21 protein-coding genes and 1 tRNA gene are annotated in these 19,081 nt (G+C 71.0%); 12 read left to right on the top strand and 10 right to left on the bottom strand.

The features are described from left to right. The first annotated feature begins 141 nt into the window (after positions 1-141). The 4 genes from ACFQ2V_RS17075 to ACFQ2V_RS17060 all read left to right on the top strand — a co-directional run bounded on the left by ACFQ2V_RS17075 (position 142) and on the right by ACFQ2V_RS17060 (position 3,485). Positions 142-870 (top strand): amino acid ABC transporter ATP-binding protein, encoded by a 729-nt coding sequence (locus ACFQ2V_RS17075; protein WP_386054129.1) that lies wholly within the window; start codon positions 142-144, stop codon positions 868-870. Between the two features lie 67 nt (positions 871-937). After that, positions 938-1,786, top strand: a complete 849-nt coding sequence (locus ACFQ2V_RS17070; protein WP_386054056.1) for a glutamate ABC transporter substrate-binding protein — start codon at positions 938-940, stop codon at positions 1,784-1,786. An 80-nt stretch (positions 1,787-1,866) separates the two neighbouring features. After that, positions 1,867-2,544, top strand: a complete 678-nt coding sequence (locus tag ACFQ2V_RS17065) for an amino acid ABC transporter permease (protein ID WP_386054055.1) — start codon at positions 1,867-1,869, stop codon at positions 2,542-2,544. After that, positions 2,541-3,485 (top strand): amino acid ABC transporter permease, encoded by a 945-nt coding sequence (locus tag ACFQ2V_RS17060; RefSeq protein ID WP_386054054.1) that lies wholly within the window; start codon positions 2,541-2,543, stop codon positions 3,483-3,485. Before ACFQ2V_RS17065 ends, ACFQ2V_RS17060 begins: the two co-directional genes overlap by 4 nt. Before the next feature lie 113 nt (positions 3,486-3,598). On the opposite strand, the gene ACFQ2V_RS17055 is transcribed toward ACFQ2V_RS17060, so the two are convergent. The 4 genes from ACFQ2V_RS17055 to ACFQ2V_RS17040 all read right to left on the bottom strand — a co-directional run bounded on the left by ACFQ2V_RS17055 (position 3,599) and on the right by ACFQ2V_RS17040 (position 7,511). Next, positions 3,599-3,671: transfer RNA gene (locus tag ACFQ2V_RS17055), tRNA-Asn, on the bottom strand. A gap of 106 nt (positions 3,672-3,777) precedes the next feature. Continuing rightward, positions 3,778-4,296, bottom strand: a complete 519-nt coding sequence (locus ACFQ2V_RS17050) for a hypothetical protein (protein WP_386054053.1) — start codon at positions 4,294-4,296, stop codon at positions 3,778-3,780. Beyond that, entirely contained in the window at positions 4,296-6,230 is a 1,935-nt protein-coding gene (gene dnaG, locus ACFQ2V_RS17045) for a DNA primase (protein ID WP_386054052.1), read from the bottom strand. Before dnaG ends, ACFQ2V_RS17050 begins: the two co-directional genes overlap by 1 nt. Before the next feature lie 51 nt (positions 6,231-6,281). After that, the gene (locus ACFQ2V_RS17040; protein WP_386054051.1) at positions 6,282-7,511 is read right to left on the bottom strand and encodes a deoxyguanosinetriphosphate triphosphohydrolase; all 1,230 of its coding nucleotides are present in this window, start codon (positions 7,509-7,511) and stop codon (positions 6,282-6,284) included. 145 nt (positions 7,512-7,656) lie between these two features. Here ACFQ2V_RS17040 and ACFQ2V_RS17035 point away from each other — a divergent pair, with 145 nt between their 5' ends. Further along, positions 7,657-7,791 (top strand): hypothetical protein, encoded by a 135-nt coding sequence (locus tag ACFQ2V_RS17035; RefSeq protein WP_386054050.1) that lies wholly within the window; start codon positions 7,657-7,659, stop codon positions 7,789-7,791. Positions 7,792-7,803: 12 nt separating this feature from the next. On the opposite strand, the gene ACFQ2V_RS17030 is transcribed toward ACFQ2V_RS17035, so the two are convergent. After that, complete coding sequence (locus ACFQ2V_RS17030; RefSeq protein WP_386054049.1) at positions 7,804-8,442, bottom strand: YdeI/OmpD-associated family protein; 639 nt, start codon at positions 8,440-8,442, stop codon at positions 7,804-7,806. 45 nt (positions 8,443-8,487) lie between these two features. On the opposite strand from ACFQ2V_RS17030, the gene ACFQ2V_RS17025 reads away from it, so the two are divergent. Next, positions 8,488-9,201: a hypothetical protein gene (locus tag ACFQ2V_RS17025; RefSeq protein WP_386054048.1), complete on the top strand. Its 714-nt coding sequence runs from the start codon at positions 8,488-8,490 to the stop codon at positions 9,199-9,201. Between the two features lie 3 nt (positions 9,202-9,204). Here ACFQ2V_RS17025 and dusB read toward each other — a convergent pair whose 3' ends face one another. Together dusB and ACFQ2V_RS17015 are read right to left on the bottom strand one after the other, a co-directional pair. After that, a complete protein-coding gene (gene dusB, locus ACFQ2V_RS17020; RefSeq protein WP_386054128.1) occupies positions 9,205-10,413 on the bottom strand; it encodes a tRNA dihydrouridine synthase DusB in 1,209 nt (402 codons plus the stop codon). A 30-nt stretch (positions 10,414-10,443) separates the two neighbouring features. After that, complete coding sequence (locus ACFQ2V_RS17015) at positions 10,444-11,175, bottom strand: alpha/beta fold hydrolase (RefSeq protein WP_386054047.1); 732 nt, start codon at positions 11,173-11,175, stop codon at positions 10,444-10,446. Positions 11,176-11,200: 25 nt separating this feature from the next. On the opposite strand from ACFQ2V_RS17015, the gene ACFQ2V_RS17010 reads away from it, so the two are divergent. Further along, entirely contained in the window at positions 11,201-12,040 is an 840-nt protein-coding gene (locus tag ACFQ2V_RS17010) for a sulfurtransferase (protein WP_386054046.1), read from the top strand. A gap of 169 nt (positions 12,041-12,209) precedes the next feature. On the opposite strand, the gene ACFQ2V_RS17005 is transcribed toward ACFQ2V_RS17010, so the two are convergent. Then, the gene (locus tag ACFQ2V_RS17005; RefSeq protein ID WP_386054045.1) at positions 12,210-13,604 is read right to left on the bottom strand and encodes a glycine--tRNA ligase; all 1,395 of its coding nucleotides are present in this window, start codon (positions 13,602-13,604) and stop codon (positions 12,210-12,212) included. A gap of 79 nt (positions 13,605-13,683) precedes the next feature. On the opposite strand from ACFQ2V_RS17005, the gene ACFQ2V_RS17000 reads away from it, so the two are divergent. From ACFQ2V_RS17000 to ACFQ2V_RS16980, 5 genes are read left to right on the top strand one after another with little or no spacing between them, the layout of a single operon-like run. After that, positions 13,684-13,974, top strand: a complete 291-nt coding sequence (locus ACFQ2V_RS17000) for a DUF6703 family protein (RefSeq protein WP_386054044.1) — start codon at positions 13,684-13,686, stop codon at positions 13,972-13,974. Positions 13,975-14,029: 55 nt separating this feature from the next. Continuing rightward, positions 14,030-15,028 (top strand): metal ABC transporter substrate-binding protein, encoded by a 999-nt coding sequence (locus ACFQ2V_RS16995; RefSeq protein ID WP_386054043.1) that lies wholly within the window; start codon positions 14,030-14,032, stop codon positions 15,026-15,028. Further along, the gene (locus ACFQ2V_RS16990; RefSeq protein ID WP_386054042.1) at positions 15,025-15,867 is read left to right on the top strand and encodes a metal ABC transporter ATP-binding protein; all 843 of its coding nucleotides are present in this window, start codon (positions 15,025-15,027) and stop codon (positions 15,865-15,867) included. Before ACFQ2V_RS16995 ends, ACFQ2V_RS16990 begins: the two co-directional genes overlap by 4 nt. Further along, complete coding sequence (locus ACFQ2V_RS16985; protein WP_386054041.1) at positions 15,864-16,910, top strand: metal ABC transporter permease; 1,047 nt, start codon at positions 15,864-15,866, stop codon at positions 16,908-16,910. The genes ACFQ2V_RS16990 and ACFQ2V_RS16985 overlap by 4 nt, the downstream gene beginning before the upstream one ends. Further along, positions 16,907-17,311 carry a Fur family transcriptional regulator gene (locus ACFQ2V_RS16980; protein WP_386054040.1) on the top strand — a complete coding sequence of 135 codons (405 nt, stop codon included), beginning with the start codon at positions 16,907-16,909 and terminating at the stop codon, positions 17,309-17,311. The genes ACFQ2V_RS16985 and ACFQ2V_RS16980 overlap by 4 nt, the downstream gene beginning before the upstream one ends. Here ACFQ2V_RS16980 and ACFQ2V_RS16975 read toward each other — a convergent pair. Next, positions 17,308-18,096 (bottom strand): isoprenyl transferase, encoded by a 789-nt coding sequence (locus ACFQ2V_RS16975; RefSeq protein ID WP_386054039.1) that lies wholly within the window; start codon positions 18,094-18,096, stop codon positions 17,308-17,310. The two genes, ACFQ2V_RS16980 and ACFQ2V_RS16975, sit on opposite strands and share 4 nt — an antisense overlap. A 37-nt stretch (positions 18,097-18,133) precedes the next feature. Beyond that, the gene (gene recO / locus ACFQ2V_RS16970; protein ID WP_386054038.1) at positions 18,134-18,862 is read right to left on the bottom strand and encodes a DNA repair protein RecO; all 729 of its coding nucleotides are present in this window, start codon (positions 18,860-18,862) and stop codon (positions 18,134-18,136) included. Positions 18,863-19,081: the final 219 nt, after the last annotated feature.

Here is a 19,081-nt window from a genome sequence, read left to right as displayed (position 1 = left end):
CAGAAGTCCTCACGATTCGAGCACGCTCGGCCCCCTGGGATGCCGCACGGCCCCGGGAGCCGATAGGTTTCCGGGATGGACGACGTGAGAACCGACGCCGCGGCGACGAGCGATCGGACCCCCGACGAGCCCCGTGACCCGATGGTCGTCATCGAGGGCGTCAACAAGCACTTCGGTGACCTGCACGTGCTGCGCGACATCAACCTCACGGTCGGCAAGGGCGAGGTCGTCGTCGTGCTCGGCCCGTCGGGCTCGGGCAAGTCGACACTGTGCCGTGCCATCAACCGCCTCGAGACCATCGAGTCCGGCAAGATCTCGATCGACGGCAAGGCCCTGCCCGAAGAGGGCAAGACACTGGCGCAGCTCCGCGCTGACGTCGGCATGGTGTTCCAGTCCTTCAACCTCTTCGCCCACAAGACGATCCGCGACAACGTGACGCTCGGCCCCATGAAGGTGCGCAAGAAGTCCAAGGCCGACGCCGACAAGCTCGCCGGCGACCTGCTGAAGCGCGTCGGGGTCGAGGCGCAGGCCGAGAAGTACCCTGCTCAGCTGTCGGGCGGCCAGCAGCAGCGTGTCGCCATCGCGCGTTCGCTCGCGATGGGGCCGAAGGTCATGCTGTTCGACGAGCCGACGTCGGCGCTCGACCCCGAGATGGTCAACGAGGTGCTCGACGTCATGGTCAGCCTCGCCAAGGAGGGCATGACGATGATCGTCGTGACCCACGAGATGGGCTTCGCCCGCAAGGCCGCCGACCGCGTGGTCTTCATGGCCGACGGCCAGATCGTCGAGGTCGGCACCCCGCAGGAGTTCTTCACGCGCCCGAAGAGCGAACGTGCCAAGGACTTCCTCGGCAAGATCCTCACCCACTGAACCATCTGACGACAGGTAGCGGCGCGCAGGACCGCGTGCCGTGAGCAACCACCAGGGAGGAACCCCAATGAAGGCACGACGACTCGGAGCCGTCGCGGCGGCAGCGACGCTGGCCCTCACGCTCGCCGCGTGTGGATCCGGTCAGCCCAGCGGCGGCAGCGGCGGCACCGGCGGAGGCGGCGGAGGCGGCGGCCTCAAGATCGGCATCAAGTTCGACCAGCCCGGCATGGGTCTCAAGAAGGGCAGCGAGTACAGCGGCTTCGACGTCGACGTCGCCAAGTACGTCGCCAAGGAGCTCGGCACCTCCGAGGACAACATCACGTGGGTGCAGGCGCCGAGCGCCCAGCGGGAGACGCTCATCCAGACCGGCCAGGTCGACTTCGTCGTCGCGACGTACTCCATCACCGATGCCCGCAAGGCAAAGGTCAGCTTCGCCGGCCCCTACTTCATCGCGGGCCAGGACCTCCTCGTGCGTGCCGACGACTCGACCATCACCGGACCCGACGCCCTCGACGGCAAGAAGCTGTGCTCGGTCACCGGCTCCACCTCCGCCCAGAAGGTCAAGGACAAGTACCCGGGCGTCCAGCTCCAGGAGTTCGGAACGTACTCCGAGTGCCTGCCCGCCCTGCAGACCGGTGGCGTCGACGCCCTGACGACCGACGACACCATCCTCGCCGGCTACGCCGCGCAGGAGCAGTACAAGGGCAAGTTCAAGGTCGTCGGCAAGCCGTTCTCCACGGAGAACTACGGCATCGGCCTGAAGAAGGGTGACACGGCCCAGTGCACCAAGATCTCCGACGCCATCAAGAAGATGATCAGCGACGGTTCCTGGCAGAAGGCGCTCGACGCCAACCTGGGGCCGGCCGGCTACAAGCCGGGCACGGGCAACCCGCCCACTCCCGCCGCCTGCTCGTGATCACTCGCCTCGCAAGGGCCGCGGCGCCACTCGGCGCCGCGGCCCCCGCGGGCCAGATCCCTTGTGCGTGAAGGAGGGACATGTTCGACATCCTCGAGAAGTACGACATCCTCGCCGCCTTCTGGATGACCATCAAGCTGACGTTCTTCTCGGCGATCGGTGCCCTGGTGCTCGGCACGGTCCTCGCGATCATGCGTGTCTCGCCGGTCGCCGTGCTGCGCCGACTGGGCGCGTTCTACGTCAACATCGTCCGCAACACCCCGCTGACCCTCATCGTCTTCTTCTCCCTCGCGGGTGTGGGGATCGTGCTGCAGATCAACCTGGTCGACCCCAGCTCGTCGACCTCCCTGCGCGACAACGCGATCCGCTGGGCCATGGTGGCCCTCGCGGTGTACCACGCAGCGTTCGTCTGTGAGGCGCTGCGCAGCGGCTTCAACACGGTTCCGCTGGGCCAGGCCGAGGCGGCCCGCTCGATCGGGCTGACGTTCGGCCAGAGCCTGCGCGAGGTGATCCTGCCGCAGGCCTTCCGGGGGGCGATCGCGCCGCTCGGCTCGGTCCTCATCGCGTTGACGAAGAACACCACCGTGGCCTCGGTCATCGGTGTCGCGGAGGCATCAGCCCTGATGAAGGTCATCATCGAGAACGAGACGGCGAGCGTGGCGGTGTTCCTCGTGTTCGCCCTCGGCTTCGTCATCCTGACGCTGCCCGTGGGCCTGCTCTTCACGTCGATGTCGCGACGTCTGGCGGTGAAGCGATGAGCGCCCAGAACGTCCTCTTCGACGCCCCCGGTCCCCGGGCCCGCCGCCGCCACGCCATCCTCACCGCGCTCGGCTTCGTCCTGCTCGCGGCCACTCTGGCCGCCGTGCTGTGGAAGTTCAACGCCCAGGGCCAGCTGACGGGCGCGCTCTGGCAGCCGCTCATCGACCCCGAGGTCTGGACGTCCTACGTGGTGCCCGGCCTGATCAACACGATCAAGGCGGCCGCCGTCTCCATCGTGGCGGCGATGGCCTTCGGCATCCTCTTCGGCATGGGCCGTCTGTCGCCGAACAGCCCAATCCGCTGGGTCAGCGGCATCGTCGTCGAGTTCTTCCGCGCCGTACCCGTGCTGCTGATGATGTACTTCCTCTTCCAGCTGTTCGCGTTCAACAACATCTTCGTGGCCAGCCTGAACTCGTTCATGGCCGTGGTGATCGCGCTGACGCTCTACAACGGCTCGGTCATCGCCGAGCTCGTGCGCTCGGGCGTCTACGGGCTGCCCAAGGGCCAGTCCGAGGCGGGCCTGTCGATCGGGCTCACGGCGTCGCAGACGCTCCGTTCGATCCAGCTGCCCCAGGCGCTGACGGCCATGCTGCCGGCGCTCGTGAGCCAGGTCGTCGTCATCCTCAAGGACAGCGCGCTGGGTGCGGCGATCACCTACCCGGAGCTGCTCCAGAGCATGCGCGACATGGGCACGGCGTACGCCACGGTCATTCCCGCGTACATCCTGGCCGCCGCGGTCTTCATCGCGATCAACTTCGGCCTGACGGTGCTGGCGGGTCGCCTCGAGCGTCGCCTCAACCGGCGCGGTCGCGGTCCCCGCAAGGCGGCCCCGGCCACCGGCGTGGCCGGCCCGGGCACGGTCGACGGCCCGAGCGACGGCCTCGGCAGCCTCGGTGGACGAGGTGTGCGCACGGGCGGCGCGACGAGCCAGGCCGGGTGACCCGGACGCGTCACTGACGCGTCCTGGCCGCGCCCGGATGCTCTCCGGGACGGTGACGCACAGCACGAGAAGGGCCCCGACACCGGTGGTGTCGGGGCCCTTCTCGTGCTGTGCTCCCCCGATTGGACTCGAACCAATAACCTGCCGGTTAACAGCCGGCTGCTCTGCCAATTGAGCTACAGGGGAATGCTGCTGCGCAACCATAGCAAAGCATCTGCGGCGACAAGAAATCGGGATGCGCGGGTCGCCGGAAGCCCCTCCGGGGCAGGTGCGCCCGGCGCCCGTCGGCGCCTCAGAGGCCCACTTCCGAGCGCAGTCGGGCGAGTCGCTCAGCCGCCTCGGCTGCCACGCGCGGGTCGGTGAGGTCGACGCCCTTGCCCGGGATCGTCTGCTCGACGAGGTCGCCCGTGGCGAGGTTGTGACGGATGACCACGCGGACGGTCCGCCGGTTCGGTGCGCGGAACTCGTCGGAGAGCACCACGCTGGCCTGGAGGCGCTCGCGGAGCGTCTGCTGCAGCAGGGAGGGCTCACTGAGGCGCCACTGGGCGGCCGGGGTGCGGTCGGCCCAGGTCACGGTGAGGAGGGAGCTCTCACCCTGCCAGGTGCCCGTCTCGGCCTCGTGCCAGGGTCGACGCCACGAGAGCGCGCCGTCGGCGCCGACGAACACGAGGTGGTGCGTCGTCGCGACCACGTGCCCGCCCGTGAGGTCGTCGCGGGCCCACGCGAGCACCGACTCGGAACCGTCGAGCGGCACCGCGGCACGCACCTCGGCCGGCAGCCCGGGGCGGCGTCGGCGTTCGAAGAGGGGCATCAGCCCATTCCTGCCTTGATGGCCGCGAGCTCGCGCTGCAGCGCCTGGAGCTCGATGCCGAGCTCCCTCGTGCGCTCGGGCGCGGGCGTCTCGGCGTGGTCGAGGCGGCGCATCTCGCTCATCGCGTCGGCGATGCGGCGGGTCAGGGCGATGGTGCGCACCCGGTCGAACAGCTCGTCGACGTAGCGGGAGGTCGGCAGGCCCGTGTTGGGGTCCATCCGGGTCGGCAGCGTGTCGACCGCCAGCTCGCTCACGAGTCCCGCCACGGGCGACGGGGCGGCCTCGGTCACGGCCGAGGTCCAGGCCCGCGCGTTGGCCTGGTCGCCGTCGTGGTGCGCGATGCGCACGCCGTCGAACACGGCGCGGTGGGCAGGAGCCGAGAACGCGTCGGGCGTCAACCGGTCGATGGCGCCGGGCTTGAACACCGTCGGGAACTGCAGGAGCACCTGGAGCAGCTGCCGCTCGGCCAGGACAACGGGGTCGCGCCGGTCGGGCACGGGCATGCCGGCCCCGGACTCCCCCGCCGTCGGTTCGACAGCCTCGTCGCGGCTGCCGCTGCCGCCCCGCTCGACGGTGCGCGGTGCGTCGTCGACGGTGATCCTGCCGGCCCGCGCCACCTCCGAGGCGACCTGCTCGACGTCGAGGCCGAGCATGCCGGCCACCTCGCGGGTGTACTCCGGCTGGAGCGAGCGGTCGCGGATCGACGCGACGATCGGGGCCACGGCGCGGACGGCCTGGATGCGGCCCTCGGCGGTCGCGAGGTCGAAACGCTTGATCGTGGTGCGGGCCGCGAACTCGAACATCGGCACGGCGTCCTCGATGAGCGCCTGGACCGCGGGGTCACCACCGGCCTGGCGCAGCTCGCAGGGGTCCTTGCCCGACTTCTCGACAGCGACGAACGACTGTGACGTCCACTTCTCGTCGTCGGCGAAGGCACGCATCGCGGCCTTCTGGCCGGCGGCGTCGCCGTCGAAGGTGAAGATCACCTTGGCCGGGGCCAGGCCTGCCTCGTCGCGCATGAGGCGTCGCAGCAGCTTGATGTGCTCGGCACCGAACGCCGTGCCGCACGTCGCGACGGCCGTCTCGACGCCGGCGAGGTGGCAGGCCATGACGTCGGTGTAACCCTCGACGACGACGGCCTGGCGACCTTGCGAGATCTTCTTCTTTGCCAGGTCGAGGCCGTAGAGCACGGTCGACTTCTTGTAGATGGGCGTCTCGGACGTGTTGAGGTACTTCGCCTCGATGCGGTCGTCGTCGAAGATGCGCCGCGCGCCGAAGCCCACTGTGTCGCCCGTGATGTCGCGGATCGGCCACACCAGCCGGCCACGGAAGCGGTCGTACAGCCCCCGGGCGCCTCGGCCGGCGAGCCCGGCGGTGACGAGCTCGTCGTCGGTGAAGCCCTTGGCCCGCAGATGGCGCACGAGGTCCTCTCCCCCGCGCGGCGCGAAGCCGATGCCGAACTGCTTGACGTGGGTGCCGTTGAAGTCGCGGGCGCGCAGGAAGTCGCGTCCCTGACGGGCCGGGCCCCGGTCGTTGAGCAGCAGGTCGGTGTAGTACTCCTCGCTGACGCGGTGGGCCTCGATGAGCCGGCTGCGGCGCCCGAGCCCCTCCTCGCGCGGACGCTGGCCGTCCTCGTAGCGCAGCTCCATCCCGAGCTTCTGCGCGAGCCGCTCGACGGCCTCCGAGAAGGTCAGGTGGTCGATCTTCTGCACGAACGAGATGACGTCGCCACCCTCCTGGCACCCGAAGCAGTGCCAGGCGCCGACGGCGGGACGGATGTTGAAGGAGGGCGTCTTCTCGTCGTGGAACGGGCAGAGACCCTTGAGCGATCCCGGGCCTGCAGAGCGCAGGGTCACGTGCTCGCGCACGACGTCCTCGATGGACGACCGCGCCTTGACCGCCGCGATGTCCTCGCTGTTGATCAGCCCCGCCATCTGCCTCCTGTCGCTGCCCGTGATCCTAGTTCGTCACCGACCCGGTACCGGTCACCGGCACCACTGGCTGTGGAGGGAGAGGGCCCGCACGTCGGTCAGCGAGGCCACCTGGTCGACCACGACGCGCAGCCGCTCGCCGTCGTCGGCCGCGGCTTCGTGGTCGGCGCGGAACGCGGCGTCGAGGCGCTCCTCGGGGCGGACGGCATACGCCTCCACGACGTCGCGCACGACGTCACGCTGGCGCGACATGACGCTCAGGCGCTCGTCGGTGGTCATGACGAAGTGGTTGGCGATGGCCTTGAGCACGGAGCACTCGGCGCGAGTGTCGTCGGGCACGACGAGGTCGGCCTCGAAGCGACACAGCTCGCCCGGCCCGTGGCGCTGCCGGGTGGCCTGCTCGACGACGGACACGAAGTGCCCGATGAGGCGGCTCGTCATGTCCTTGAGCCGGGCAAGGTCGCCGCGCGAGCCGTCGTATGCCGTGGGGATCGCCCCGGAGGCGATGATCCGTTCGAGGGCGGCCCCGAGGGCGTCGCTTCCGAGGTCTGGTGCGTAGGTGCGGCCGGCGACGTCGATGACGTCGGCCAGGTCGCGCGCGTGGAGCACGCGCGGGTCGATCCAGCCGGACGCGATGGCGTCCTCGACGTCGTGGACCGAGTAGGCCACGTCGTCGGACCAGTCCATGACCTCGGCCTCGAGGCAGCGGTCGCGCGCCCTGGCGCCGTCACGGATCCACTCGAAGACAGGCAGGTCCGGGGGGTAGACGCCGAACTTGCCTGTCTCGTAGGGCCCCTCACCACGGGCCCAGGGGTACTTCGTGGCCGCGTCGAGGCTGGCCCGCGTGAGGTTGAGCCCGGCCGGAGTTCCGTCGGGGTGTGCACGCTTCGCCTCGAGCCGGGTCAGGATGCGGAGGGTCTGCGCGTTCCCCTCGAAACCACCTATGCCAGAGGCGATCTCGTCGAGCACCGTCTCACCGTTGTGACCGAACGGCGGGTGGCCGAGGTCGTGCGAGAGGCATGCCGTGTCGACGACGTCGGCGTTGCACCCGAGGGCCGCGCCGAACTCGCGGCCGATCTGCGCGACCTCGAGCGAGTGCGTCAGACGGTTGCGCACGAAGTCGTCGTGGCCGGGTGCCAGAACCTGGGTCTTGGCGGCGAGCCGTCGCAGCGCCGACGAGTGCACGACCCGCGCACGGTCGCGGGCGAAGTCGTCACGGTCGGCGCGTTTCTGGGCAGGGTCCTCCGCGACCCAGCGCTCTGCGTCCCGACCCTCGTAGCCCACGAGGCGACTCTAGGGCGCTCACCTCCTCGGCAGGTCGAGGCCCGCCCGCGGGACCGGGCAGAAACCCATGGCAGGAACCACGACGGCGGCGCACACTGGCGGGGTGGGGCGGGCCGGGCCCGTCCTCGAGAGGCAGGAGCACATCATGGCCGACAAGTCGCCCAGGTCCCACATGACGGGCAAGTCGAAGTCGATCAAGGAGAAGCGTGCCGAGAAGCATGCGAAGGCGGACCAGAAGAGCTCCCATCCCGAGTTCCTCCCGCCCAAGGGCAAGCGCTGACGGGCCGCGCCTTCAGGTGAGCAGGTCGCGCGCCCGGCGCACCCACGCCGGCTCGGTGCCGTAGCGCTGCGTCTTGATGAGCCGGCGGTTCGCACAGTCGTCGACCAGCTCGGCCATCCGCTTGTCGCGGGTCGCCTCCTGCTTGGCCGTGACGACCCAGTTGGTCGCGACCTTGCGGTAGGAGGGTGTCGCGGCGTCCCAGAAGGCCGACGCCCGGGCATCGGCGCGCAGCAGCGCCTCGTAGGCGTCGGGCCACGTGCGCTCGCGGTTCTCGTAGGCGTAGACGCCCGAGCGATCCTCGCGGCGCCGCTCGAAGGCGGCGAGGCCCGCCGGGTGCATCCGCCCCGCAGCCGTCAGCTGGGCGACGGCGTCGATGTTGATCGTGCTCCAGTTGCTGCCGGGCTTGCGCGGGGTCCAGCGCTGGCGCACGGCGTCGTCGTCGATGCGCTGGGCCACCGAGTCGATCCAGCCGAAGCAGAGGGCCTCGCGCACCGCGTCGGCCCACTGCAGGCCTCGCGGCTCGACGTGCTTCTTGTTGAGGCCCATCCAGAGCTCGGTGGCAGACGCGTGGTTGGCCTCGAGCCAGGCCCGGAAGTCGTCGGCGTCGTCGAAGAAGGTCGCCGGCCGCTCGGCGGATCCACCCTGTCGCATGCCCCGATCCTGCCAGCCGCCGCCGACGCTGGGAGGATCACCGGTGTGACCGACCTGACCGACCGGATCGTCCTCGCCGCCCGCAACAACGCGCTGTGGTGCGACGCCGTCGCCCGCTCGCACGGTGTCGTGACGACGACGGATGCCGAGGCGTGGACCGCCGCCACGCGCACCCCGCCGTACTACCCCGACGCCGTCACCCTCTCCCCCACGGTCGCCGAGTACGACGTGCTGGCGCGCGTCGACGACTCCGACGGCTGCTCCGTCAAGGACTCGTGGTCGTGCCTCGACCTGTCGAACGAGGACTTCGCCCGCCTCGTCGTCGGCGAGTGGGTGTGGCTCGACCCCTCCGCGAAGGTCTCCACCCCCGCGGGCGCGACGTGGCGGCGCGTCGAGACTGCTGAGGCGATGGCCGCGTGGGTCGCCGCCTGGGCGAGCGACCCCGAGGCGGAGGCGATCCTGCGCCCGTCGCTGCTCGACGTCCCCGGCGTCCACGTCCTCGCCGGCCGGGCCTCCGACTCCGACGACGCCCCCGTCGTGGCCGGGGCGATCGTCAACGTCACGGGCGAGGTGGCCGGGCTGGGCAACGTCTTCGCCCGCGAGGGCGACGACGAACGGGCATGGGCAGCCGCGTCGGCCGCCGCGCGCACCGTCGCGGACGGCATACCGCTGGTCGGCTGGGAGGCCGGAGTGGGCGTCGATGCGGCCGTCGCCGCAGGGTGCGAGCGCCTCGGCCCGCTCAGCGTCTGGCTGAAGTGAGCGTCAGCCGCCGCTGACCGACAGCTCGGCCTCGGCGATGGTGCGCCGGTGCTCCTCGGAGAGCTCGCGCGACTCGAGCCAGCGGTCGGGCAGCGCCACGGTGCTGGACGACCCGGCGCGTCCGCGCTGGCCCTCGGCGGCCTCTCCGGGCCACGGCGCGTCGGGGTCGAGCGTCGCGAGGAGGCTGTCGAGGGCGGCCATGGAGTCGACGAGCGCGAGCGAGTTGCGGATCGTCGAGCCGGCCGGGAAGCCCTTGAGGTACCAGGCGATGTGCTTGCGGATGTCGCGGCAGGCGCGCTCCTCCTCGCCGTAGAAGTCGACGAGGTATGCCGTGTGCGTGCGGAGCGTGTCGGCGACCTCTCCGAGCGTCGGCGTCACGCGGGCGCTCGTGCCGGCGAAGGCCGCGGCGAGGTCGGTGAAGAGCCACGGCCGGCCGAGGCAGCCGCGGCCGACGACGACGCCGTCGCAGCCGGTCTCGCGCACCATCCGCAGGGCGTCCTCGGCAGACCAGATGTCGCCGTTGCCGAGCACCGGCACGGTGGTGACCGTCTGCTTGAGCTGCTTGATCGCGGTCCAGTCGGCGGTGCCGCTGTACGCCTGTGCCGCGGTGCGCCCGTGCAGCGCGACGGCGGCGACCCCCTCGGCCTCGGCCGTGAGGCCGGCGTCGAGGAAGGTGAGGTGCTCGTCGTCGATGCCCTTGCGCATCTTGACGGTGACCGGGATGTCGCGCTTGCCGCCCTCCTCGACGACGGCGCCGACGATGGCCTTGAAGAGGTCCTTCTTCCACGGCAGGGCCGAGCCGCCGCCCTTGCGGGTGACCTTGGGCACCGGGCAGCCGAAGTTGAGGTCGATGTGGTCGGCGCGGTCCTCGGTGACGAGCATGCGCGCGGCCGCGCGGGCCGTCGCCGGGTCGACGCTGTAGAGCTGGATCGAGCGCGGGCTCTCGTCGGGGTCGTGCTCGATGAGGCGCATCGACTCGGGCGTGCGCTCGACGAGCGCGCGGCTCGTGATCATCTCGCTGACGTAGAGGCTCGTCGCGCCGGACGCCCCACCGATGGCCGTGCCCTCGTCGCCGTACTCGCGGCACAGCCGGCGGAAGGCCCGGTTGGTGATGCCGGCCATCGGGGCGAGGACGACGGGCGACTCGATGACGTGTCGCCCGATGCGCAGGGGTGGCAGCACCGCACCCGTCGGCTCGGTGGCAGGGGTCATCACGTCGGTCACGCGCACGATTGTCCCCGATCAGGAGCGGTGGGCCGAATCGGCGACCTCACGGGCGAAGCGCAGCAGGGCCGCGGCGAAGGCCTGCGGCTGGTCGAGGTTCGACAGATGACTCGCGCGGCGGATGGTCTCGACGCGCGCCGTCGGGCACGCCTTCAGGTAGGCCCGGACCCCGAACCGGAACTGGTCGTACTGGCCGTTGAGCAGCAGCACGGGGCAGCGCAGGGCGTGCAGCATCGCGGGACGGCAGTGCGTCATCACCTCACGCCAGGCGGCCGGGGTCGCGGCGAAGTAGTAGCCGCCGGCGATGACCGGGTCGATGCGGGCCGCAGGGTAGAGCCGGTGCAGCACACGGTCGTTGACGCGGGTCATGCGCGCCTCACCGAGGCGGTTGGTGAGCGCGGCGACACCGCGGTAGACCGTCGCACCCGGTCCCGTCGGCGTCGCGCTCGACCCGGCCAGCACGAGGCCGGCCAGCGTGTCGGGGCGGGCAGCGGCATACGCCATCGCGGCGAAGCCGCCGAGCGAGTGGCCGACGAGGACGACGGGGTCACCGTGCGCCGACGCGGACTCCACGGCCTCGCCGATGACCGCGACGCAACGGTCCATCGTGAAGGTCTCGTCGGCTCGGGCGCCGTGCCCCGGCAGGTCGACGAGGGTCAGATCCACGTGGTCGCGGAGCAGCGGGACCTGGGGCGCCCACTGCGTGCTCGACAGGCGGGAGCCGTGCACGAGGACCAGGTGAGCGGGCACAGGGTGAGGATGCCACGATGGCGGCGTGACCCACCTCATCAGCGCCGCCGACCTCGCCCACGAGATCGAGGACGTCGTCGTCCTCGACGTCCGGTGGGCCCTCACGACGGCGAACACGCCGGCAGGCCGGAAGGACTACGAGGCCGGTCACGTGCCCGGCGCGTTCTTCGTCGACCTCGACACCGAGCTCGCGGCACCGGCCGGGGAGGGCGGCCGGCACCCGCTGCCCTACCCCGAGGTGGTCCAGGCAGTCCTGCGGAGGGCGGGCATCACCGAGCACAGCCGCGTCGTCGCCTACGACGGCAAGGACTCGTATGCCGCCGCGCGGGCCTGGTGGGTGCTGCGCTGGCTCGGCGTCAGCGACGTCCGGGTGCTCGACGGGGGCTGGGCAGCATGGACGGCCGCCGGGCTGCCCGTGTCGACCGAGGAGCCGGCTGACCGACACGGCGACGTCGTCGTGCGACCGGGGCAGCTGCCGACCCTCGACGCCTCCTCGGCCGCGACGCTCGCTCGCGAGGGGCTGCTCCTGGACGCCCGCGCCCTGGAGCGGTACGCCGGCGAGACCGAGCCGATCGACCCGGTGGCAGGGCACATCCCCGGGGCGGTCAACAGCCCGACCACCGAGTGGGTCACGACCGAGGGCACCTTCCGCCGCGACCTCGCCGAGCACTGGGCACACGTGACCGACGGCGCCGACCTGTCCGACCGGCCCGTCGGGGTCTACTGCGGATCGGGCGTCACCGCGACCCACGAGATGCTGGCACTCGCCGAGCTGGGCGTCGACACGGTGCTCTACCCGGGGTCGTGGAGCGAGTGGATCCGCGACCCGTCCCGGCCCGTCGCCACCGGCCGCCTCCCCGGCTGACGGCACGGCGATCGAGAACACTCCGTCACGATCGACGGACCGCCACGAAACGGAACAGAGGAGCGGCGCGTGCGTGCGGCCCCATCTCGTGGCGGTCCGTCTGCGCCCGGACGCACGGATGCCGCCCGCCCGGGTGGCGGACGGCATCCGTGATCGGGGGTGCGCTGCCTCAGCAGCCGACGAGGCGCTGCGCGAGGTAGCCCTCGACCTGGTCGAGGGCGATGCGCTCCTGCGCCATCGAGTCCCGCTCGCGGATGGTCACGGCGTGGTCGTCGAGCGTGTCGAAGTCGACGGTGATGCAGAACGGCGTGCCGATCTCGTCCTGGCGGCGGTAGCGCTTGCCGATGGCGCCGGCGTCGTCGAAGTCGATGTTCCAGTGCCTGCGCAGCGTGGCCGCCAGGTCGCGCGCCTTCGGCGACAGGTCGGCGTTGCGCGAGAGCGGCAGCACTGCGGCCTTGACCGGCGCCAGGCGCGGGTCGAGGCGCAGCAGGACACGCTTGTCGACACCGCCCTTGGTGTTCGGCGCCTCGTCCTCGGCATACGCGTCGACGAGGAACGTCATGAGCGAGCGGGACAGGCCGGCGGCCGGCTCGATGACGTACGGCGTGTACTTCTCACCCGTCGTCTGGTCGAAGTAGACGAGGTCTGTGCCCGAGTGCTTCGAGTGCGTGCCGAGGTCGAAGTCGGTGCGGTTGGCGATGCCCTCGAGCTCGCCCCACTCCGAGCCCGCGAACTTGAAGCGGTACTCGATGTCGACGGTGCGCTTCGAGTAGTGCGACAGCTTGTCGGCGGGGTGCTCGAAGTGGCGCAGGTTGTCGGGGTTGATGCCGAGGTCGACGTACCAGCGGGTCCGCTCGTCGAGCCAGTACTGGAGCCACTGCTCGTCCTCGCCCGGCTTGACGAAGAACTCCATCTCCATCTGCTCGAACTCGCGCGTGCGGAAGATGAAGTTGCCCGGCGTGATCTCGTTGCGGAAGCTCTTGCCGGTCTGGGCGATGCCGAACGGCGGCTTGCGGCGCGATGCCTGCATGACGTTGAGGAAGTTGACGAAGATGCCCTGCGCCGTCTCGGGACGCAGGTAGTGCAGGCCCGACTCGTCCTCGATGACGCCGAGATACGTCTTGAGCATCATCTGGAAGTCGCGCGGCTCGGTCCACCGGCCCTTGGTGCCGCAGTCGGGGCACACGATGTCGGTCATCGGGATCGAGTCGGGGTCGTCGATCCCCTTCTTCTCGGCGAGCGCCTCCTGGAGGTGGTCCTGGCGGCGGCGCCTGTGGCAGTTGAGGCACTCGACGAGCGGGTCGGTGAACGTGCCGACGTGGCCCGAGGCCACCCACGTCTCGCGCGGCAGGATGATCGAGGAGTCGAGCCCGACGACGTCGTCGCGGCTCGTGACCATGGACTTCCACCACTGGCGGCGGATGTTCTCCTTGAGCTCGACGCCGAGCGGCCCGTAGTCCCAGGCAGACCGGGTGCCTCCGTAGATCTCACCGCTCGGGAAGACGAAGCCCCTGCGCTTGCAGAGGCTGACGACGGTGTCCACGGTGGATGTCTGCTTGGCCATGCGGGACAGGCTATCGGGCGGGCGCCGGTGCACTTGCCACGCGTCCTGCGTATGCCGTCGCGTCCCCTACGCTCGTCGGGTGTCCTTGAGCTTTCGTTCCCGTGTCGAGCACGCTTCGGCCCCCTGGGTCGAGCGGATGAACGCCGTGCCGCGGCCCGTGGCGGTCGGCGTCCTCGTCGCCCTCCTCGGCGTCGGCGTCCTCGCCCCACGGCCCTGGGCCGGCATCGCCTTCCTCGTCGTGGCCGCCTTCGTGGGCTGGCTGCTCTTCCTCACCTGGCAGCGGCTGACGCTGCCGGAGCGGCTGATGCGGGCGGCCGTGCTCGCGCTGGCGCTCGCGGTCGCCGTGGTGCGGATCGTCCCCGCGAGCTGACGTCGCCCACACTCGATTTTGACAATCATTCTCACTTTGGGTGAGGATGGTCGTCGTGAGGCCTCCCCTTCGACCACCCGTCCGGCACCGCAGGGCTGCTGCCACCGCCGCAGCCGCCGCAGCCGTCGCAGCCACAGCAGCTCTCGCCCTCGGTGGCTGCAGCGCCGCGAGCACGGCGGGTGAGGCCGGCTCCCCCATCGTGACGTCGTTCTACCCGATCCAGTTCGCGACCCAGCAGGTCGTCGGCAACGCGGCCGAGGTCACGGTGCTCACCAGGCCGGGCGCCGAGCCGCATGACCTCGAGCTGGCGCCTCAGGACATCGGCGGCATGACCAGGGCGCGCCTCGTCGTCTATGCCGACGGCTTCCAGCCGGCCGTCGACGAGGCTGTCGGCCTCGTCGACGGCGCCAAGGTGCTCGACGTGGCGGCCGCGGCCAAGCTCGTGCCGGCGAGCGCCGACGAGCCCGGTCACGAGGGTGAGTCGCCCGGGCAGCACGAGGAGCACGCGAAGCACGACGAGCACGGTCACGGCGCCGACGACCCGCACTTCTGGCTCGACCCGTCCCGCTACGCCGCCGTGGCCCAGGCCATCAGCGCGCGCCTGTCGGCGGACGACCCGGCCAAGGCGTCGACCTATGCGCGCAACACCGCGGTCTTCGTCGAGAAGCTCTCGCAGCTCGACGACGAGCTCCGGGTCGGCCTTCGGCAGTGCCGCACCAAGCAGCTCGTCACCAGCCACGGGGCCTTCGCCTACCTGGCCGCCCGCTACGGCTTCCACCAGCAGGGCATCACCGGGATGTCGCCCGAGGCCGAGCCGAGCGCCGCCGCCCTCAAGGCGGTCTCCGACCTCGTGTCGTCCGCGGGGGTGACCACGATCTACCAGGAGACCCTCGTCGAGCCGCACTTCGCCCAGACGGTCGCCCAGTCCACCGGGGCCAAGGTCGCGACGCTCGACCCCATCGAGGGCATCACCTCGGCCACGAGAGGCTCCGACTACTTCGAGGTCATGCGAAGCAACCTCGCCACGCTGCGTGAAGGACAGGGGTGCTCATGAGGTCCGCGCCGCTCGTGCCCCGTCACCCCGAAGCCCTCGACGCCGTCGTGACGCTGCGCGGCGCAGCGTTCGGCTACGGCGACCGGCCGGTGCTCACCGACGTCGACCTGACGATCCACAGCGGCGAGATCGTGGCGATCGTCGGGCCCAACGGCTCGGGCAAGTCGACCCTCATGAAGGGTGTGCTCGGCCTCAACGAGCGGACGGCCGGCTCCGTCAGCCTCTTCGGGGTCGACAGCGGCGACTTCCACGACCGCGCGCGAATCGGCTACGTGCCCCAGCGGCATACGTTGTCGGCGTCCGTGCGCGCGACGGCCGAGGAGATCGTGTCGACTGGGCGCCTGGCCCGCATCGGCTGGCTCGGCCGGCTGCGCGCGGCCGACCGGCAGGTCGTTGCCCGGGCGCTCGAGGTCGTCGGGCTCGCCGACCGCGCCTCCGCCGAGGTCAGCACGCTCTCGGGCGGCCAGCAGCGGCGGGTCCTCATCGCCCGCGCCCTCGCCGCCGAGCCGGACGTCCTGATCATGGACGAGCCGACCGCCGGGGTGGACGCCGCGAGCCAGCACGTCCTCGCCGACGTGCTCGGGCGCCTGGTCGAGCGCGACGTCACCATGGTGATCGTCACCCACGAGCTCGGGGCGCTCGAGCGGCTGCTCACCCGCATCGTGGTCGTCGACGGCGGGCGCCTCCGCTTCGACGGCAGCCCTCAGGAGTACGCGCACGCCCGCGACCGCGTGCACCACGACCACGACAGCCACCACCACGACCACGAGCTCGACGGGCACCCGTCACTGGCGCACGGCCCGCTCGACTCGACCCACCCCGAAGGGCGGCGGCCATGACCGACCTGCTCACCGTCGACTTCATGCAGCGGGCGCTCATCGCGGCGCTCCTGGTCGGCACGGTCGCCCCGATGGTGGGCATCTTCCTCGTGCAGCGGCGGCTCTCGTTGATCGGCGACGGGATGGGCCACGTCGCGCTCGCCGGTGTCGCCATCGGCCTCGTCACGGGCACGGCGCCGGTGCTGACGGCCCTCGTGGCGGCGCTCGTGGCGGCCGTGGTCATCGAGCTGCTCCGCACGAGGGGCCGCACCAACGGTGACGTCGCGCTCGCTGTGATCTTCTACGGCGGCATCGCGGGAGGTGTCGTCATCATCAGCAAGTCGCCGGACGGCACACCCGCGAACCTGATGAAGTACCTCTTCGGGTCGATCCTCACCACGCAGCGCACCGACCTCTACCTCTTCGCGGGGCTGGCCCTGCTCATCGCCGTCACCACCTGGGTGCTGCGGCCCCGCCTCTTCGCCGTCGCCAACGACGAGGAGTACGCGCGTGCCGTCGGCATCCCGGTGCTGCCCCTCAACATCGTGCTGGCCGTGCTCACGGCCACCACCGTCGTCGTGGCCATGCGAGTGGTCGGCCTGCTCCTCATCAGCGCCCTGATGATCGTGCCCAACGCCGCGGGCCAGCTTGTCGCGAGGTCGTTCAGCAGCGGGCTGCGCTGGGCCATCGGGTTCGGACTCGTGTCGTCCGTCGGCGGGGTCGCGCTGTCCTACCCGCTCAACACGCCGTCCGGCGGAACGATCGTGCTGCTCGCGGTCGGCCTGTTCGTCGTGACAGCCCTCGTCAGCGGCGTCCTGGGCCGGGTCGGTGGCAGACGGCACGACGTCGCCGAACGCCACGAGCACGAGCACGACGCGAGGTGCGGCCACCCGGCCGTGCCACACGGCGACCACGTCGACTACGTGCACGACGGCCACCTGCACGCGGCCCACGAGGGGCACTACGACGAGCACGGCGCGCACCACCACGAGGACAGCATCGCCGGACGCGACGGGGCGAACGCGTCCGGGACCACCGCACCGACGACGGGAACGAGACCATGACCGACCGCGCCAGCGGCGCCACGCGCAGACCGACCCGCCAGCAGGCAGCCGTGGCAGAGCTGCTCGAGAAGTCCGACGACTTCACGTCGGCCCAGACGGTCCACGCGCGCCTTCGGGAGGCAGGGGCCGGCGTCGGCCTCGCCACCGTCTACCGCACCCTCCAGGCCATGGTCGACGCCGGCACGGTCGACGTGCTGCGCACCGACGACGGCGAGGCCGTCTACAGGGCGTGCTCCACGCACCACCACCATCACCTGGTGTGCCGGGCGTGCGGTCGTACCGTCGAGGTCGAGGGGCCGGCGGTGGAGCGGTGGGCCGACAAGATCGCCGAGGACCACGGTTTCAGGGACGTGACGCACACCCTCGAGATCTTCGGCACCTGCTCCGACTGCACCCGCTAGCGACGAGCCCCCGGGCTGGTCGGGGCGTCGACGGCGCCGCCGTAGCGGCGGTCACGGGCGACGTACTCCTCGATGGCCGACCAGAGGTCGCGCCGGTCGTAGTCGGGCCAGAGCCGGTTCTGGAACACCATCTCCGCGTAGGCCGACTGCCACAGCAGGAAGTTCGACGTGCGCTGCTCGCCCGACGAGCGGACGAAGAGGTCGACATCCGGCATCGTCGGCTCGTCGAGGTACCTCTTGATCGTCTTCTCGTCGACGGACCCCGGCCGCAGCCGACCACCCTTGACGTCGTGGGCGATTCGCTGGACGGCGTCGGCGATCTCGGCGCGGCCCCCGTAGTTCACGCAGAAGTAGAGGGTCAGCCCGCTGTTGTGCTGCGTCAGCTCCTGGGCGACCTCGAGCTCCTTGATGACCGACCGCCACAGCCGCGGGGTCCGGCCGACCCACCGCATGCGCACTCCCCACTCGTGCAGCTGGTCGCGCCGGCGCCGGATGACGTCGCGGTTGAAGCCCATGAGGAAGCGGACCTCCTCGGGCGAGCGCCGCCAGTTCTCCGTGGAGAACGCGTACGCCGACAGGTGCGTCACACCGACGTCGATGGCCCCCGCAACGACGTCGAGCAGCGACGCCTCGCCCGCCTCGTGGCCCTTCGTGCGCGGCAGCCCCCGCTGGTTGGCCCACCGGCCGTTTCCGTCCATGACGATCGCCACGTGCTTCGGGAGCAGCTCGCTCGGGATCGAGGGCGGGGTGGCGCCGGACGGGTGCGGGAACGGCTTGGCGTACATGGGTCTCCGGATCGGTGAGGTCGGGTTCGCTTGCAGCTCAGGCACGCTCGACGAGGCGCAGTGAACGCAGACCGCGCTCGATGTGCCACTGCAGGAAGGCGGCGACCATGCCGTTGCCTTGACGACGATGCCGCTCGTCGCTCGCGTCGGCAACCTCCCAGTCGCCGGCCAGCAGGGAGGCGAGCAGCTCGAACGTCTCGGGGGCGGGCGCGCTCGACCCGGGCGGGCGGCACACGGAGCAGACGGCACCGCCGGACTGGACGTTGAAGGCGCGGTGCGGACCGTTCGCGCCGCAGCGCGCGCAGTCGACGAAGCTCGGCGCCCACCCGGCGACGGCGAGCGAACGCAGGAGGTACGCGTCGAGGACGAGCCCCGGGTCGTGCGCGCGGTCGGCGAGCGAGCGCAGTGCGCCGGCGAGAAGGAGGTACTGCTGGGTCTGCGGCTCGTGCTCCTCGGTGAGCTGCAGCGCCGTCTCGAGCATCGAGGTGGCGCACGTGTAGGCGGTGTAGTCACGGGCGATCGCGTCGCCGTAGGGGGCGAGCGTCTCGACCTGCGTGACGGTGTCGAGGTTGCGGCCCTCGTAGCACTGGACGTCGACGACCATCCCGGGCTCGAGCCGCGACCCGAAGCGCGACTTGGTGCGCCGCACGCCCTTGGCGACCGCACGGACCCGGCCTCTGGTGCGCGTCAGCATCGTGATGATGCGGTCGGCCTCGCCCAGCTTGTGGGTGCGCAGGACGATCGCCTCGTCACGGTAGAGGGGCATACCGCCATTCTCCCCCGTCGCCCGGCCGCCGTCGCACCGCACGCGCCGGGTTGCCGGGAAGTGACCGGGGACGACCGGCAGAGCGCCGAGCCCGAGCGCGCCAGTCGAACACCCGTTCTGCATATCTGCTTAGGTGAAGTCCGGTATGCCGGTTTCTGGCTTCAGCAGGTCCTTGAGCGGGTGCGGGTCGGTGTCGACGGCTTGCTGCAGCAGTCGGTA

Origin of the sequence: Terrabacter terrigena, from assembly GCF_042676085.1 — a bacterium.
Taxonomy (GTDB): domain Bacteria; phylum Actinomycetota; class Actinomycetes; order Actinomycetales; family Dermatophilaceae; genus Terrabacter; species Terrabacter terrigena.
This window is presented reverse-complemented; position numbering and strand designations above follow the sequence as displayed.